Below are 16017 nucleotides of genomic sequence, written 5' to 3'. Positions count from 1 at the left end.
AGCTAAAATGTCGCGAACGGAAAGGTCATCCCGCCGCGCAGCGTGGCGCTTTATCAGCAATTTGTTACCATACCCGCCTTATTTCACTCGTGTACCACACTATGCTGCTCATCATCGACAACTACGACTCTTTTACCTGGAACCTGTTTCAGTACTTCAGTGAACTGGGGGCTGAGGTGCTGGTGCGCCGCAATGACGAGCTGACGCTGGCAGAACTTGCCGCGCTTAAGCCGCGCAGGATTGTCATTTCCCCCGGCCCCTGTACGCCGGATGAGGCGGGTATTTCGCTGGAAACGATCCGCTGCTATGCGGGCAGATTACCTATCCTTGGCGTCTGCCTTGGTCATCAGGCCATCGCCCAGGCATTTGGGGCGACCATTGTGCGGGCGGCAAAAGTGATGCACGGCAAAACCTCGCCGATCACCCACAACAGCAGCGGTGTATTTCGCGGGCTGAACAATCCGCTGACCGTAACGCGCTATCATTCGCTGGTGATCGATCCGCCGACGCTGCCGGAATGCTTCGAGGTAACCGCCTGGAGTGACATGCAGGAAATTATGGGTATCCGGCATCGGGAGTGGGATCTGGAAGGCGTACAGTTTCACCCGGAGAGTATTCTCAGCGAGCAGGGGCATCAGCTTCTGGCGAATTTCCTCCATCGCTGATTTATAGTTGCCATTAAGTGATTTTTTATGCATATTTTGTGATTATAATATCACATTCATTTCTGTATGAAGAAGGGTGGGCATAACATGGCAACTGAACAACCGGCAATAACGCGCGCAACGTTTGATGAAGTGATCCTGCCGATTTATGCACCGGCGGAGTTTATTCCGGTCAAGGGTCAGGGCAGCCGGGTGTGGGATCAGCAGGGTAAAGAGTACGTTGATTTCGCGGGCGGGATTGCGGTGACCGCGCTTGGGCACTGTCACCCGGCGCTGGTGGAAGCGCTGAAAAGCCAGGGCGAGACGCTGTGGCACACCAGTAACGTGTTTACCAACGAGCCTGCGTTGTGCCTGGGGCGTAAGATTGTCGATGCCACCTTTGCCGAGCGCGTGGTGTTTATGAACTCTGGCACCGAAGCCAATGAGACCGCCTTTAAGCTGGCCCGTCATTATGCCTGTGTGCGCCACAGTCCGTTCAAAAGCAAAATCATTGCCTTTCATAACGCTTTCCACGGACGCTCGCTGTTTACCGTCTCCGTTGGCGGACAGCCGAAATATTCTGACGGCTTTGGGCCAAAACCGGCGGATATTATTCACGTGCCGTTTAACGATCTGCATGCGGTAAAAGCGGTGATGGACGATCACACCTGCGCCGTAGTCGTTGAGCCAATCCAGGGCGAGGGCGGCGTAACGGCAGCGACGCCGGAATTCCTGCAAGGTCTGCGCGACCTGTGCGATCAACATCAGGCGCTGCTGGTGTTTGATGAAGTACAGTGCGGGATGGGCCGTACCGGCGATCTGTTTGCCTATATGCACTATGGCGTGACGCCGGATATCCTCACCAGCGCCAAAGCGCTTGGCGGCGGCTTCCCGATCAGCGCGATGCTGACTACCCACGAGATTGCCAGCGCCTTTCACGCCGGATCGCACGGTTCGACCTACGGCGGCAACCCGCTGGCCTGCGCCGTGGCAGGCGCGGCGTTTGATATTATCAATACGCCGGAGGTGCTGAACGGTATCGCGACAAAACGTCAGCGGTTCGTTGAACATCTTGAGCAGATTAACGAGAAATACGCGCTGTTCAGCGATATTCGTGGAATGGGGCTATTGATCGGTGCCGAGCTGAAGCCGCAATTTAAAGGCCGGGCGCGGGATTTGCTGTACGCCGCTGCAGATGAAGGCGTGATGGTACTTAACGCCGGACCCGACGTCATGCGCTTCGCTCCGTCGCTGGTGGTGGATGAGGCCGATATTGACGAAGGGATGCAACGTTTTGCGCAGGCGGTGGGACAGATCGTTAACGCTTAACGCCGCTGGACGCTCTGCTCAGCCAGATCCCGTGATGCGGGCGCTGACGCCATGCGACTGAAGAGATAGTATGCATGGTGTTCAGATGCCCAAGTATGCGCTCAAGATGGCGCTCCATGGTGCTTAATGGACCTTGCGGTGCGCCCTCCGGTGCTTCCAGAATGTTTACACTCCCCGCGCTTCCCGACCCTTCCGAATCAAGACGCTGCTGGCACCGCTGAATGGCAATTTCGCAGGATTGCAGGTAGCGCTCCGCCAGATCCGGCGTCAGCATATTATGCTCACGTGCCAGGGTGGTCATCGCATTAATATGCTCGACGATAAACTGGCTGTGGGTAACCCAGAGCTTCATATCAGCCAGGTACTGCGTATTAAAACCCGGCTCCTGCATCGCCTGGTTCAATGAGTTGAATAGAGTGTTATGCGCCTGATTTACCCGCATCCGCTGATACGCGAGGGTGGGGGCCTGCGGATCGTTGCTTAAAATCAGACGCAGCGCCTCCTGATCCGCTTCCAGCGCACCGTGGGCATTCTGCCGCAGCAGGCCGCTTTGCCACTGTGGCCACAGCCAGACCATTCCGCCGAAGGCGATCAGGCAGCCCAGCGCGGTGTCGATCATCCGCGGCAAAATAAACTGTTCACCGTTAAGGTTGATAAGCTGGAGGGTATATACCGCAGTGACGGTAAAACCAATCATCGCCCAGCCGTAATTTTTCCGCAGGATCAAATAGCTGATAATCGTAATGCCCAGCATCGCGCACAGCGTAAAACCATCCGGCACCTTAAAGTGCAGAGTCGCTCCCGCGATCACCAGCCCGACCAGCGTGCCCAGCGTTCGGTGCAGGATCCGCACCCGCGTCGCACCATAGCCGTTTTGCGTCACGAACATAATGGTCATTAAGATCCAGTAGGGCTTGGGCAGGTGCAGCACGCTTCCTGCCAGGCTGGCGATGCTGAGCATCACGCTGAGCCGGGCCGACGTGCGCAGGGCGGGAGACTTCAGTGATAAATAGTTTTTAAGCGCCGACCATAAGGGCAGACGACGCTGGCGGTCAGCCATCAAATCGCGCGGATAAAGCGGACGCAGCGTTTTCAGCACGCGGGCAATACGGCTGAAGTGCCAGGCGCAGAACTGGCCAACGGGATTATCCGGATTCTGCCGGGCAATCTTCTCCAGCGCGCCAATCTGCTTCTCCATGTTGAAGCGCCCGGAATAGTGATGATAGAGAATATCGTCGGCCATCACGCGCAGGCGAGCGGCCACGGTTTGTGCATTCCAGCGGATCACCGCTTCCGCGTGACTTTGCTCTACCAGCTTTTGCACCTCTTCCGGCTGGTGCAGGCTGACGGAGATGTGCTCCTGCAAATCCAGCGCCATCTGGAACATCCAGCGCAGCCGCTTGTAATTGTGATGCTTCTTCTCCGACAGCATATACAACTGCTGATAGCACTGGGTGATAAGATCCACCGTTTTTTGCTGACGCGCCAGCAGTGGCGGCAGCGCTTTTTCCGGATCGGCGTGCTGGGTCAGCAGGCTGTATTTGGCCTCGCAGTAGTCCGCCAGCTGACGGTAAAGCAGGCTTAGCGATTCGCGCAGCGGCTGTTCGCGCCATAGCCAGAACCAGAACCAGTTAAACAGGCCATACCAGAGCGTGCCTGTCGCATACAGGAGCATCGGTTGCCATACCGGCACCGAACCGGCCAGGCTGAGGGTGAAGATAGCGGCAATTAACGAGGCGGGAAGCAGGCGCGCGTGGAGAGGGCTGATCTCCGCCGTGACGCCGAGTATCAGCGCCAGCGCGGTCAGGACCAGCGGCAGCGGCGCACCTTGTGCCAGCAGAAGCTGAACGGCCAGGCTACTGCCGGCAAACAGCGAACCGCCAATAATAAGACGTTTAAAAAAACGCTTATGCGGCGTATCAAGACCGGCAATATTGCAGCAGGCGGGAACCAGGGAAAATAGCAGACCGTACTGGAGCTGGCCGATAATCAGACCTGTAGCCACGGGCAAACACAACACCAGCGTTTGACGTAGTGCGTAGTTCACTTCCGGGTGATAGATAAGCCTGCGCCACATAGAATTTATCGGCGCATTGCAAAGAATGCGCCGACTGTCGAACTTAGCGGGTGCCGTAGACGACGATAGTTTTACCGTGCGCGGAGATCAGACTCTGGTCTTCCAGCATTTTCAGGATGCGGCCCACCGTTTCACGAGAGCAACCGACGATCTGGCCGATCTCCTGACGGGTGATTTTGATCTGCATGCCGTCCGGGTGGGTCATAGCGTCCGGCTGTTTCGCCAGGTTAAGCAGCGTCTGCGCGATGCGACCGGTAACGTCGAGGAACGCGAGGTTGCCCACTTTTTCAGACGTCACCTGCAAGCGGCGCGCCATCTGTGCGGAAAGACGCATCAGGATATCCGGATTCACCTGGATCAGCTGACGGAATTTTTTGTAGGAGATTTCCGCGACTTCACAGGCGGTTTTTGCACGCACCCAGGCGCTACGTTCCTGGCCCTCTTCGAACAGGCCCAGTTCACCGATAAAATCGCCCTGGTTGAGGTAAGAAAGGATCATCTCTTTCCCTTCCTCATCTTTAATCAGCACTGCCACGGAGCCTTTGACGATGTAATACAGCGTCTCCGCCTTTTCACCCTGGTGAATCAGCGTGCTCTTCGATGGGTACTTATGAATGTGGCAATGAGACAAGAACCATTCGAGAGTCGGGTCTGTTTGTGGTTTGCCAAGCACCATGCGCGGTTATCCTCTGTTATAAGCTATCTCCGGCGGCTAAACGACGTTGCCTCCGGGGTTGCAATCGTTTTCTTCCCTCGGGCGGGAAGTTGACTGTCGGTATGCTCCGCAGCCGTTAATCTCATGTCCTTTGCATCTATGTATGCGCAAAGTCAATATATCACTGTAGCATCCCGTCTGTTTTAGCATAGCTTTTGCCGCCTGTCTCCTGGTGTCTCGCTTCAGCATGACGCAGGTCGCCTTCCGTTGCGAGAATTGTTATGTACGCGTAATCTGTGAAGAAAATGGCGACACTGGAGTGGATGTTATGCAAGCGCGAGTGAAATGGGTAGAGGGGTTAACGTTTCTGGGTGAGTCGGCCTCCGGGCACCAGATTTTGATGGACGGTAACTCCGGTGATAAAGCGCCCAGCCCGATGGAGATGGTGCTGATGGCCGCAGGAGGATGCAGCGCGATCGACGTCGTGTCGATCCTGCAAAAAGGGCGTCAGGAAGTGACAAACTGCGAGGTGAAACTGACGTCTGAACGGCGTGAAGAAGCCCCGCGTTTGTTTACCCATATCAATTTGCACTTTATCGTTACCGGCAAGGACCTGAAAGACGCGGCGGTAGCCCGGGCCGTAGATCTCTCTGCCGAGAAATATTGTTCTGTGGCGTTGATGCTGGGTAAGGCAGTGAATATTACCCATTCGTATGAGGTGGTCGCAGGGTAACAAAGGCGCAGTTCAGGCCGCTGCATCGTTGTTATGCCGGGTGGCGGCTGCGCCTTACCCGGCCTACAATCGTGGAGCGGTATTACCTTGTTTTATAGAGGTAATTCCTGCCCGTTGTACTCACCACAGGCCCGTGCAAGCGCAGCGCCGCCGGGCAGAGTGGCACGGTGCCTGGCACGTTCAATTCATCTCGCGTTATTCTATTTTTTTGCCTTCCATCAGCCGCTGCACCAGCGGCAGCATGATCAGTTCCATCGCCAGCCCCATTTTTCCGCCGGGTACCACCAGGGTATTGATGTGGGAAATAAACGATCCCTGAAGCATCGCCAGTAGCCACGGGAAATCGATCCCTTCCAGATTGCGAAAATGAATAACGACAAAGCTTTCATCCAGTGACGGGATGCCTTTCGCAGCGAACGGGTTGGAGGTATCGACGGTCGGCACCCGCTGAAAGTTAATGTGCGTGCGCGAAAACTGCGGCGTAATGAAATTGATATAATCTTCCATTGAGCGCACCACCGAGTCCATCACCGCCTCGCGGGAGTGACCGCGCTCGCTGGTATCGCGAATTAACTTCTGGATCCATTCGAGGTTAACAATCGGTACCACGCCCACCAGCAAATCGACATGGCGTGCGACATCGTGCTGTGGGGTGACCACGCCGCCGTGCAATCCCTCATAAAACAGCACGTCGGTCGGTTCCGGTAGCGGTTGCCACGGGGTAAAGGTGCCCGGCACCTGGTTCCACGGCACGGCTTCGTCATAGGTATGCAGATACTTTCGCGCCTGGCCTGTGCCGGAATGACCATATTCAGTAAATGTGTGCTCCAGCAGGCCAAAGTCGTTGGCCTCGGGGCCGAAGTAGCTGATATGCCGACCCAGATCGCGCGCTTTGCGGATCGCCATGTCCATTTCCGGGCGGGTATAGCGATGAAAACTATCCCCTTCGACTTCCGCCGCATGCAGGTTGAGCTGAGAAAAAATCTTACGGAAGGCGAGACTGGTGGTGGTGGTTCCCGCACCGCTGGAACCCGTTACCGCAATCACCGGATGTTTGGCAGACATAGCAACTCCCTGAGTAATCAGTAAAATTAGTCGCGAAACTGCTTGCGAGGCATGATGTTGACCGTCTCATGCAGTTCAGACCACACCAGCACGGCGTCACCCGTTTTAAGCTGATGTTTAACGTCGGCGACTTTTTGCTCGAGCGAACGCTCATGTTCACCATAATCAGTGCCCTCACGCAAGACAAAGCTTTCGATCAGACTGTCGAGCGTTTCAGGGGCGAGATCCTGCCAGGGAATAATCATTTAGGCTCCGAGGTATGTTGTCAGCCAGTCGGGAATGCGTTTTTCCAGCCACATTTCCGGACGCCGCAGCGTGCCGCCCACAAATCCGACGTGCCCGCCATGCTCGGTGAGCTGATACTCTACCTGCGCCGGTAAGGTGTCGGGATCGGGAATAACGTGATGATCCATAAACGGATCGTCTTTAGCATGGATGATCAGCGTCGGTTTGGCGATCTGATTGAGCAACGGCATCGCGCTGCACTGACGATAATAGTCGATAGCGTCGGCAAAACCATGAATACGCGCGGTGATCAAATCATCAAACTCGCGCAGGCGGCGTACCTGCTTTAGCTGGGCCAGTTCAATCGGCAGCGTGCCGGGATACGCCTTCAGTTTGCGGGTCGCATTCCCTTTCAGCAGATTAAGCAGGTAGCGCTGATAGACGCGCGAAAAGCCTTTCTCCATGTGATAGCTGCACGCTTCCAGCACAAAGGGGGCGGAGACAATCGCCGCCGCGTCAAGCGGTGCGTTACTGCCTTCTTTTGCCAGCAGACATGCCAGCATGTTACCCCCCAGCGAGTAACCCACCGCTGCGGTAGGGACGCTGCCGAACTCGCGCTTCAGCCAGTGCAAGAACCAGGTGCCGTCCTCAGTTTCTCCCGAATGATAGATACGGTTCAGACGATTTGGCTCACCGCTACAGCCACGAAAATGCATCACCACGCCAAGCCAGCCGCGCGCTTTCGCCGCGTGGATCAATCCGTGCGCGTAGGGGCTATGCAGGCTGCCCTCCAGCCCATGAAAAACCACCAGCCGGGGCTTATGCCTGGCCTGCTGCGGATCTTCGCTCCACGCCAGATCGACGAAATCACCGTCCGGCAGATCGAGGCGTTGCCACACCGGCGTGAACTGCACCCGGCGACGCAGCAGGCGCGGCAGCATGGTTTGCAGATGCGGATTCCTCGCCCCCGGCATGGGGTGAAAAGAGTGCATATCGTCTTGTCCGACGAGCGGTTGTTCAGATGAAATTTGAGCCATGACAGAGGATAGTTTAAGGAAATTGCGCCGTACTATAACCCGTAATTATTAGTGCGGTTTATGCATTTAACGTGGTAGTCATTATTCAGCCAGCAAATTGCGGGAAAAAAGATGAATATCCACGCCGGGCTTGCGCCGCCACAATCGGGCTTTACGTGCGCCAGTGGCGATGCTCTCGCCGGTCTCCTCCAGCATACCCGACGCCTCAATACGGCGGATCAGGCTTTTGCGCTGGATCGGCTGGCCGAGGATGATCTCTGTGGCTTCCTGAAGCTGCGCGTGAGTAAAATTTTCAGGCAAACAATAGACGGGCAGCAGGGAATACATGGTTTTCTGCCGAAGACGATGCAGACCCGCCTGCACAATCGCAGCATGATCAAACGCCAGCTCATAGCGGGCAAGCGCCTGTACCGGGATCCATTTCGCATCGCTGACGGTTTCGATATGCGGCGCGCAGTCCACCCATGATATCAGCGCAAACCAGCTTACCGTCAGGCTCCAGCCGCGCGGGTCGCGATCCGGGCCGGAAAAGGTATCGAGTTGTTCCAGCCACGATGGCGACACCCCCGTTTTTTCCGTCAGCTTGCGCAGCGCCGTATCACGCGTGGAGGTATCGCGAGCAATATCAATAAACCCCCCCGGTAATCCCCAGCAGCCCTGTTGCGGCTGACTGGCTCGCTCCACCAGCAGCACGCAAAGTTCGCCCTGATGAAGGGTAAAAAGCACGCTGTCGACCGTTACCAGCGGCGAAGGAAAACGGCTGGCGTCGTAATTTTTCAGGTATTCCGCTTCTGTCGTCATTTTACCGTGGCAACTCGTAATGGCAGGAAAAACCCAGTTTACCAGCCCGAGCCTGCACAATACATACGCTTTTTTTATTTCTGTTATCAGGCAATTAACGTTATTTTGCTTTTTGTTCAAAAAATAACTTGCATAATATGTGTCTTAGGGACATTATTAAATTGTCACAGGGACACTAATTAAGCGAGAGGGCGAAGAAATGGAAAAACGGTTGCAGTTATTCATTGATAATCAAGAGATTGCCTTAACAACCGGCATTTTCCCTGACGGTGCGGTATGGCTGAAGGTGACAGGCAAACTGCCAGAACGCGCACAACTGATGCGTGTTCGCGCCGCTGCCATGCGTGATATGAATGATTTCATGTTGCTGGCTCAACTGGTTGACGCCGTGCGCCATGTTACCGATGTGCTGGTCAGCCACCTTGAGCTTCCGTGGCTACCCTGGGCGCGTCAGGACCGCCATATGGTCGCAGGCGACAGCTTTGCGCTGAAGGTTTTCGCCCGTCATCTCAACGCCCTGGGTTTCGATAAAGTTAAGGTGCTCGACCCGCACAGCGATGCGGCGGGGGCAGCGATTGATAATTTTGTCACTGTCCCGCAGGAAGTCTGTCTGCTGCATAGCCCCACGCTGGCACGTCAGTTTCAGCAGCAGGCGTTAATGCTGGTCGCCCCGGATGCGGGCGCGCTGAAAAAAATTGACGCGGTTGCCAGAGCGACAGGGGCATCTGAATACGCGGTATTAACGAAAAAGCGCGATGTGGCGAGCGGCAACCTGACCGGTTTCGCGCTGGTTTCCGGTGATGTGAAAGGCAGGGATGTGCTAATTGTTGATGACTTGTGTGATGCCGGAGGGACGTTTATTGGCTCCGCCCAGGTGTTGCGCGATGCAGGCGCTCGCAGCGTCAGCCTGTACGTCACGCACGGTATCTTTTCTAAAGGCGTGGAAAATCTGCTTTCAAACGGCATCGACGCAATTTACACCACCACCTCGTTTACTTCACCCGCGCTTGCGCATCCGAACCTTGAACTGATTGATATCGCTGCTATTTACGGCGCTTAACGGAGAAACATCATGAAAATGAATCCTATTCTGGCTATCGATGGCTACAAAGTGTCGCACCGCGTGCAGTATCCGCAGGGCACCACGAAGGTTTACTCCAACTTTACGCCGCGCAGCGATCGCTTTTTTCAGTCTCCGCTTGCCGATGGCAAGCTGGTATTTTTCGGTTTACAGGGCTTTATGCAGTGGTTCCTGGTCGATCTGTTTAACGATGCCTTTTTCTCCCGTCCGGAAGATGAGGTGGTGAATGAGTACAAACAGGTGATGGACAGCTATCTGGGGCGCGACGCGGTGGCGGTCGACCACATCCGCACGCTGCACCGTACCGGCTATCTTCCGCTGCACATTAAAGCGCTGGATGAAGGCAGCAAAGTACCGATGAAGGTGCCGGTCCTGACGATCACGAACACCCGCGACGATGCGTTCTGGCTGGTGAACTATCTGGAGACGGTGCTCTCCGCCGAACTGTGGAAAGCGTCGACCAATGCCACGATTGCGCACCACTACCGCAAGATTTGCGAAAAATGGGCGGCAAAAACCTGTAGCGATCTCACTCATCTGGATTTTCAGTGCCACGACTTTTCTTTCCGCGGGATGGCCGGTTTACAGGACACCATGCAGGCGGGCAGCGGCCATCTGTTGAGCTTTAAAGGCACCGACAGCATTCCGTCTATTCTGTATGCGCGGGATTACTACACCGAAGGCGAAGAGTACTTTATCGGCGCGAGCATCCCGGCGACGGAACACAGCGTGATGTGCATGGGCCAGCATGAAGGCGAGATTGAGACGTTTCGTCGTCTGATTGCCGACCTCTACCCGCAGGGATTCGTTTCAATCGTTTCGGATACCTGGGACTACTGGCGCGTGCTGACCGAATATACCCGCGAACTGAAGTCGTTGATTATGAGCCGGGAAGGGCGCGTGGTATTTCGTCCTGACAGCGGCGACCCGGTAGATATTCTTTGTGGCACCGGGGCAGATGACGATACGCGTGCTGAGCGTAGCCCGGAAGAAAAAGGGTCGGTGGAAGTGCTGTGGGAGATTTTTGGCGGCACGGTGAATGAGAAGGGGTATAAAGTCCTCGACCCGCACGTGGGACTGATTTACGGCGATTCCATTACCCTTGAGCGGGCCAATGAGATCCTGCGCCGGCTGGAAGCAAAAGGTTTTGCCAGTTCTAACGTGGTGTTTGGCATTGGCTCCTTCACCTACCAGTACAACACGCGTGATACTTTCGGCTTTGCGATGAAAGCCACCTGGGGACAGGTGAACGGTGAAGGGCGCACCATTTTTAAAGAACCGAAAACCGATAACGGCATGAAGCGTTCCGCCCGCGGCCTGCTGCGCGTTGAACGTGATGCGCAGGGAGAGCTGGTGCTTCATGACGAGCAAACCTGGGCACAGGAGCAGGAAGGCGAGCTGAAAACCCGTTTCCTCGATGGTCAGCTTTTTAACCGTGAACATTTCGAACAGATCCGTCAGCGTCTGGCGGCACAACGTTAATTTCCTTCCTGACATGCCGGGTGGCGGCTTCGCCTTACCCGGCCTACGTTTAATACGTGTGGCACAACGTTAATTGTTCCCGTAACCTGCCGGGTGGCGGCTTCGCCTTACCCGGCCTACGTTTAATACTACATATCAAAGTGTTACGATCATTGTAGGCCCGGTAAGCGCAGCGCCACCGGGCAGGCAGCATACCATTGCTAAGCTTATCGCGCCTGACGCCGCGATCCATTAAATCCATTTTTCCCGACCTAAATTGATCCCCATCACATAACGTCAATTCTAATCATTACTCTCAGGCTAATGATTCTGCTCGCCGCTTAATTGATGCATTTCTCACCAAAGCTCAGACTCTTCCCAGTGTTAAGCCAATCAAACTGATTGCTGAATCAGGAGGTTCATAATGTTATCTGGGCAAACGCCAGCACGCGTCTGGAATACCCGCCGCACTGAAAAACAGCGGCGTCTGGCTTCCGTACCCGTGCAGGGTAAGGTACTGCCAACCGCAGATCTCACCGCGATGCTGGAAAAACTGATCGCGCCGGGTGACCGCGTGGTTCTTGAGGGGAACAACCAGAAGCAGGCTGATTTCTTGTCCCGCATGCTGGCTGAGGTCAACCCGCAGATTGTGCATGACCTGCATATGATCATGCCAAGCGTCGGGCGTAGCGAGCATCTGGATATCTTTGAAAAAGGTATCGCCCGCAAGCTGGACTTCTCCTTCTCCGGCACCCAAAGCCTGCGCATCTCGCAGTTGCTGGAAGATGGCCTGCTGGAAATCGGTGCTATCCATACGTACATTGAGCTTTACTCCCGCCTGTATGTCGATCTCTCGCCGAACGTGGCGCTCATTGCCGGTTTTAAAGCCGACCGTAAAGGTAACCTCTATACCGGGGCGAGCACTGAAGATACCCCAGCACTGGTTGAAGCGGCTGCGTTCCATGACGGCATTGTTATCGCTCAGGTTAATGAACTGGTCGATGACGAGTGTGACCTGCCACGCGTTGATATCCCCGGTTCGTGGATTGACTACGTGGTGGTCGCCGACAAACCGTTCTTTATCGAACCGCTGTTTACCCGCGACCCGCGCCTGATCAAACAGGAGCATATCCTGATGGCGATGATGGCCATCAAGGGCATCTACGCGGAGCATCAGGTGCAGTCGCTGAACCACGGCATCGGCTTTAATACCGCCGCTATCGAACTGCTGCTGCCGACCTACGGCGAACAGCTCGGCCTGAAAGGTAAAATCTGTAAACACTGGACCCTGAACCCGCATCCGACGCTGATCCCGGCCATTGAAAGTGGCTGGGTGGAGAGCGTGCACTGCTTCGGCGGCGAGCTGGGGATGGAAGAGTACATCCGCGCCCGTCCTGACGTGTTCTTTACCGGGGCTGATGGCTCCATGCGTTCTAACCGCGCCTTCTGCCAGCTGGCCGGTCAGTACGCGGTGGATATGTTTATCGGCTCCACCTTGCAGGTCGATGGTTATGCCAACTCCTCAACCGTGACCCGTGGTCGTCTTTCCGGCTTCGGCGGTGCGCCAAATATGGGCCACGATCCGCATGGGCGTCGTCATGCCACCCCGGCATGGCTGAATATGATCACCGAACCGGACCCAATGCAGCGCGGGAAAAAACTGGTCGTCCAGATGGTCGAAACCTTCCAGGCAGGCGTGAAACCGACCTTCGTCGAAAAACTCGATGCTATTGAAGTGGCAAAAACCTCCGGGATGCCGCTGGCTCCGGTGATGATCTACGGCGATGACGTGACCCATGTCCTGACCGAAGAGGGTATCGCCTATCTCTATCGTGCCGAAAGTCTTGAAGAGCGTCGCGCGATGGTCGCGGCGGTCGCGGGTATCACCGACATCGGGCTGGGCGTGGACGCTAAACGCGTTGCCGCGCTGCGCCAGAGTGGAAAAGTGGTTTACCCGGAAGATATGGGTATTCGTCGCACCGACGCCACCCGTTCTCTGCTGGCGGCTGGTAGCGTATCGGATCTGGTTGAATGGTCCGGCGGTCTCTACAACCCACCTGCGAAATTCCGGAGCTGGTAATGAAACTTCTGCCCCGGATCCAGGTTGAAGGCGGTGCCGAATGGCTGGCGCGAGCCGCCACGCAGTGTCTGATTGACGAAGCGCGATTAAGCCCGAAACCCGGTCTGGTGGACAGTCGGGGGAACGGCGCGCACCACGATTTATCACTCGCGCTGATGGAGCGCTCCGCGCACAGCCTCACCCCCACGTTTCAGGCGCTGGCGCAACAAAGCTGGCTGCGGCCCGCTGACATTGCGCTCAGACAAACCATAGGGCGACTCGGTCGCGAAGGCGAGCAGCAGATGATGGCGGCCACCGACGGCGTAAACACCCATCGCGGCGCGATTTGGGCGCTGGGACTGTTGGTGAGTGCCGTGGCAATGCACGGGGGCGTAGGTAGCGCACAGCAGGTGGCGAACACCGCCGCCGAACTGGCAAAACTGCCGGATGACGCCGCGCCCAGGCTCTTCAGTAAAGGGCTTCGCGCCACGCACCGCTACCGGGTACCGGGCGCGCGTGAAGAGGCGCAGCAGGCGTTTCCGCACATTATGCAGCGGGCGTTGCCGCAGTTGCGCTTAAGCCGACAGCATGGCAGCGAAACGCATGCCCGGCTGGATGCCCTGATGGCCATCATGACCTCGCTGACCGACACCTGCGTGCTCTCCCGCGCCGGGCTGGAAGGGCTGGACGCGATGCAGAACGGTGCCCGCGCAGTGCTTAACGCCGGCGGCAGCGCTCATCCGGAAGGCCAGATGGCATTAGCCGCACTCGACAGGCACATGCTGGCACTGAACGCCTCGCCGGGCGGGGCCGCAGACTTGCTCGCCGCCACCCTGTTTCTCGATCGCATTGAGTCGCCTTATTTAACGCATTAAGAGGATGTTATGGAACACATTACGTTAACCGTACCGGCCAGCCGCACCTTAAGCGGTAAAGCGCTGGCTGGCGTTGTGGGCTCCGGGGATATGGAGGTGTTATTCACCGCCGACCAGGGCCAGACGTTAACCATTGATATCACCACTTCTGTCGATAACAGCCGTAGCCGCTGGGAAGCGCTGTTCAGCCGTTTAGAAACGGTCAGCAGCCTGCCTGCCGGGAAACTGACGATCCACGATTTCGGCGCAACGCCCGGCGTGGCGCGTATCCGTATCGAACAGGTATTTGAAGAGGTGAGCTATGCGTGACGATCGCAGTTTTATTGAATTGAAAGCGCGCCAGCGCGCGCAGGCGCTGCTGGATGACGGCAGCTATCGCGAACTGCTCGACCCGTTTGAAGGGATTGTCTCTCCGTGGCTGGGCGCTCAGGGCATCGTCCCGCAGGCCGACGATGGCATGGTGGTCGCTAAAGGCACCATCAACGGCGAACCTTCGGTTGTGGTTGCCATTGAAGGCGCGTTTCAGGGCGGCAGCATGGGCGAAGTGTCCGGGGCCAAAATGGCGGCAGCGCTGGAACTGGCGGCGGAAGATAACCGCAACGGTATTCCTACTCAGGCAGTACTGTGCCTCGAAACCGGCGGCGTGCGCTTACAGGAAGCGAACCTCGGTCTGGCGGCGATTGCTGATATCCACGCGGCGATTGTCGATCTGCGTCGCTATACCCCGGTGGTCGGTATCGTGGCCGGGACCGTGGGCTGTTTCGGCGGGATGTCCATCGCCGCCGCGCTGTGCAGCTATCTGATTGTCACCCGTGAAGCGCGTCTGGGTCTGAACGGCCCGCAGGTGATCGAACAGGAAGCGGGGATTGAAGAGTACGACTCCCGCGACCGTCCGTTTATCTGGAGCATGACCGGTGGTGAAGTGCGCTATCAAAGCGGGCTGGTGGATGCATTAGTGGGCGACGGCATAAATGCAGTGAAAGAGGCGATGAACGACGCGCTGGCGAAAGGCGTTCCGGCGAAACATCGCACCGACAACTACGACGATTATCTTAACCGTCTGACCAACTTCGACACCCGTAAACAGGCCGATACCGAACAGATTAACGCGCTCTTTGCCCGGGAGGTGAAATGATGAGCACTTCAATAAGCCGTGGCGAATTATGGCTGGAAACTCTCGTACCGAATGCGAAACGTCTGGAAGGGCTGTGCCCGTCTGTACAGGCCGCTGACGGTGAACTGAATGGTGAAACGGTGCGCTTTATTGCCGTGGTGCCGGATGCGAACAACCATTACCCGCGCGCCGCCAAAGGCGAAGTGGGGCTGCTGGAAGGCTGGACGCTGGCGAAAGTGGTCAGTGAAACCATCGCCGCCGACGCAGAGAAAGCCGTCAAACGCCCGATTGTGGCAGTGATCGACGTGCCAAGCCAGGCCTACGGTCGTCGTGAAGAAGGTTTTGGTATTCATCAGGCGCTGGCCGGTGCGGCGGCAGCCTATGCCAACGCGCGTCTGGCGGGGCATCCGGTGATTGGTCTGATCGTCGGTAAAGCGATGTCCGGCGCGTTTCTGGCGCACGGCTACCAGGCAAACCGTCTGATTGCCTTCAACGATAACGGCGTGCTGATTCATGCGATGGGCAAAGAATCCGCCGCACGTATCACCCTGCGTAGCGTTGAATCGCTGGAGAAACTGGCGGCGACTATTCCGCCAATGGCGTATGACATCGATAACTACGCCACCCTGGGACTGCTCGCCGATCTGCTGGATATCAGCAACCCGGATGCTCCGTCTGCAAACGATCTGACGCTGGTGTTAACCACGCTGCAACGGGCCATCAACGACGCTCGTCAGGATCCGACGCTGAAAAGCCGTCTGGGTGCTGACAACCGCCGCAGCTCTGCCCTCGTGCGCGAACGTATGAAGGCGAGCTGGTAAGCAACAAGAGACCTGCCGGATTGCCTGCCGCGCGGCGACG

The 16017-nt window shown here is 56.6% G+C and carries 16 protein-coding genes; 10 read left to right on the top strand and 6 right to left on the bottom strand.

All coding sequences use genetic code 11. The annotated features are described in order from the left end of the window. Positions 1-101 precede the first annotated feature (101 nt). A complete protein-coding gene (pabA, locus tag INT84_RS14440; RefSeq protein WP_194207337.1) occupies positions 102-665 on the top strand; it encodes an aminodeoxychorismate synthase component 2 in 564 nt (187 codons plus the stop codon). Between the two features lie 87 nt (positions 666-752). Continuing rightward, positions 753-1973 carry an aspartate aminotransferase family protein gene (locus tag INT84_RS14435; RefSeq protein WP_194207336.1) on the top strand — a complete coding sequence of 407 codons (1221 nt, stop codon included), beginning with the start codon at positions 753-755 and terminating at the stop codon, positions 1971-1973. Here the strand turns inward: INT84_RS14435 and INT84_RS14430 are convergent. Both INT84_RS14430 and crp read right to left on the bottom strand, forming a co-directional pair. Next, the gene (locus INT84_RS14430) at positions 1963-4050 is read right to left on the bottom strand and encodes a YccS/YhfK family putative transporter (RefSeq protein ID WP_194207335.1); all 2088 of its coding nucleotides are present in this window, start codon (positions 4048-4050) and stop codon (positions 1963-1965) included. The two genes, INT84_RS14435 and INT84_RS14430, sit on opposite strands and share 11 nt — an antisense overlap. Before the next feature lie 43 nt (positions 4051-4093). Beyond that, complete coding sequence (crp, locus tag INT84_RS14425; protein WP_103677200.1) at positions 4094-4726, bottom strand: cAMP-activated global transcriptional regulator CRP; 633 nt, start codon at positions 4724-4726, stop codon at positions 4094-4096. 307 nt (positions 4727-5033) lie between these two features. Between crp and INT84_RS14420 the strand changes: the two genes are divergently transcribed. Then, positions 5034-5438, top strand: a complete 405-nt coding sequence (locus INT84_RS14420) for an OsmC family protein (RefSeq protein ID WP_194207334.1) — start codon at positions 5034-5036, stop codon at positions 5436-5438. Between the two features lie 195 nt (positions 5439-5633). Here INT84_RS14420 and INT84_RS14415 read toward each other — a convergent pair whose 3' ends face one another. From INT84_RS14415 to INT84_RS14400, 4 genes are all read right to left on the bottom strand, one after another. Then, on the bottom strand, positions 5634-6503 hold the full coding sequence (locus INT84_RS14415; RefSeq protein WP_194207333.1) for a phosphoribulokinase: 870 nt from the start codon (positions 6501-6503) through the stop codon (positions 5634-5636). 26 nt (positions 6504-6529) lie between these two features. Further along, a complete protein-coding gene (locus INT84_RS14410) occupies positions 6530-6748 on the bottom strand; it encodes a YheU family protein (protein ID WP_176916756.1) in 219 nt (72 codons plus the stop codon). Continuing rightward, on the bottom strand, positions 6749-7765 hold the full coding sequence (locus tag INT84_RS14405; protein WP_194207332.1) for a hydrolase: 1017 nt from the start codon (positions 7763-7765) through the stop codon (positions 6749-6751). Between the two features lie 81 nt (positions 7766-7846). Further along, positions 7847-8566: an NUDIX hydrolase gene (locus INT84_RS14400; RefSeq protein ID WP_194207331.1), complete on the bottom strand. Its 720-nt coding sequence runs from the start codon at positions 8564-8566 to the stop codon at positions 7847-7849. 199 nt (positions 8567-8765) lie between these two features. On the opposite strand from INT84_RS14400, the gene prs reads away from it, so the two are divergent. From prs to mdcE, 7 genes are all read left to right on the top strand, one after another. Then, a complete protein-coding gene (gene prs / locus INT84_RS14395; protein WP_194207330.1) occupies positions 8766-9626 on the top strand; it encodes a ribose-phosphate diphosphokinase in 861 nt (286 codons plus the stop codon). A 12-nt stretch (positions 9627-9638) separates the two neighbouring features. Continuing rightward, on the top strand, positions 9639-11129 hold the full coding sequence (locus INT84_RS14390; protein ID WP_194207329.1) for a nicotinate phosphoribosyltransferase: 1491 nt from the start codon (positions 9639-9641) through the stop codon (positions 11127-11129). A gap of 403 nt (positions 11130-11532) precedes the next feature. Continuing rightward, positions 11533-13188, top strand: coding sequence for a malonate decarboxylase subunit alpha (mdcA, locus tag INT84_RS14385; RefSeq protein WP_176916751.1), 1656 nt, complete (start codon positions 11533-11535; stop codon positions 13186-13188). Further along, positions 13188-14042 (top strand): triphosphoribosyl-dephospho-CoA synthase, encoded by an 855-nt coding sequence (locus tag INT84_RS14380; protein WP_194207328.1) that lies wholly within the window; start codon positions 13188-13190, stop codon positions 14040-14042. Before mdcA ends, INT84_RS14380 begins: the two co-directional genes overlap by 1 nt. A 9-nt stretch (positions 14043-14051) precedes the next feature. Continuing rightward, positions 14052-14351 (top strand): malonate decarboxylase acyl carrier protein, encoded by a 300-nt coding sequence (mdcC, locus tag INT84_RS14375; protein ID WP_176916749.1) that lies wholly within the window; start codon positions 14052-14054, stop codon positions 14349-14351. Further along, a complete protein-coding gene (locus tag INT84_RS14370) occupies positions 14344-15177 on the top strand; it encodes a biotin-independent malonate decarboxylase subunit beta (protein ID WP_194207327.1) in 834 nt (277 codons plus the stop codon). The genes mdcC and INT84_RS14370 overlap by 8 nt, the downstream gene beginning before the upstream one ends. Then, the gene (mdcE, locus tag INT84_RS14365; RefSeq protein WP_176916769.1) at positions 15177-15977 is read left to right on the top strand and encodes a biotin-independent malonate decarboxylase subunit gamma; all 801 of its coding nucleotides are present in this window, start codon (positions 15177-15179) and stop codon (positions 15975-15977) included. The genes INT84_RS14370 and mdcE overlap by 1 nt, the downstream gene beginning before the upstream one ends. The last annotated feature ends 40 nt before the right edge of the window (positions 15978-16017 follow it).

Source organism: Superficieibacter sp. 1612_C1 (assembly GCF_015234305.1).
GTDB lineage: Bacteria > Pseudomonadota > Gammaproteobacteria > Enterobacterales > Enterobacteriaceae > Superficieibacter.
This window is presented reverse-complemented; position numbering and strand designations above follow the sequence as displayed.

Coding starts and splice junctions, on each gene's coding strand:
- pabA (WP_194207337.1), top strand. CDS start 102: ATGCTGCTCATCATCGACAACTACGACTCTTTTACCTGGAACCTGTTT.
- INT84_RS14435 (WP_194207336.1), top strand. CDS start 753: ATGGCAACTGAACAACCGGCAATAACGCGCGCAACGTTTGATGAAGTG.
- INT84_RS14430 (WP_194207335.1), bottom strand. CDS start 4,050: ATGTGGCGCAGGCTTATCTATCACCCGGAAGTGAACTACGCACTACGT.
- crp (WP_103677200.1), bottom strand. CDS start 4,726: ATGGTGCTTGGCAAACCACAAACAGACCCGACTCTCGAATGGTTCTTG.
- INT84_RS14420 (WP_194207334.1), top strand. CDS start 5,034: ATGCAAGCGCGAGTGAAATGGGTAGAGGGGTTAACGTTTCTGGGTGAG.
- INT84_RS14415 (WP_194207333.1), bottom strand. CDS start 6,503: ATGTCTGCCAAACATCCGGTGATTGCGGTAACGGGTTCCAGCGGTGCG.
- INT84_RS14410 (WP_176916756.1), bottom strand. CDS start 6,748: ATGATTATTCCCTGGCAGGATCTCGCCCCTGAAACGCTCGACAGTCTG.
- INT84_RS14405 (WP_194207332.1), bottom strand. CDS start 7,765: ATGGCTCAAATTTCATCTGAACAACCGCTCGTCGGACAAGACGATATG.
- INT84_RS14400 (WP_194207331.1), bottom strand. CDS start 8,566: ATGACGACAGAAGCGGAATACCTGAAAAATTACGACGCCAGCCGTTTT.
- prs (WP_194207330.1), top strand. CDS start 8,766: ATGGAAAAACGGTTGCAGTTATTCATTGATAATCAAGAGATTGCCTTA.
- INT84_RS14390 (WP_194207329.1), top strand. CDS start 9,639: ATGAAAATGAATCCTATTCTGGCTATCGATGGCTACAAAGTGTCGCAC.
- mdcA (WP_176916751.1), top strand. CDS start 11,533: ATGTTATCTGGGCAAACGCCAGCACGCGTCTGGAATACCCGCCGCACT.
- INT84_RS14380 (WP_194207328.1), top strand. CDS start 13,188: ATGAAACTTCTGCCCCGGATCCAGGTTGAAGGCGGTGCCGAATGGCTG.
- mdcC (WP_176916749.1), top strand. CDS start 14,052: ATGGAACACATTACGTTAACCGTACCGGCCAGCCGCACCTTAAGCGGT.
- INT84_RS14370 (WP_194207327.1), top strand. CDS start 14,344: ATGCGTGACGATCGCAGTTTTATTGAATTGAAAGCGCGCCAGCGCGCG.
- mdcE (WP_176916769.1), top strand. CDS start 15,177: ATGAGCACTTCAATAAGCCGTGGCGAATTATGGCTGGAAACTCTCGTA.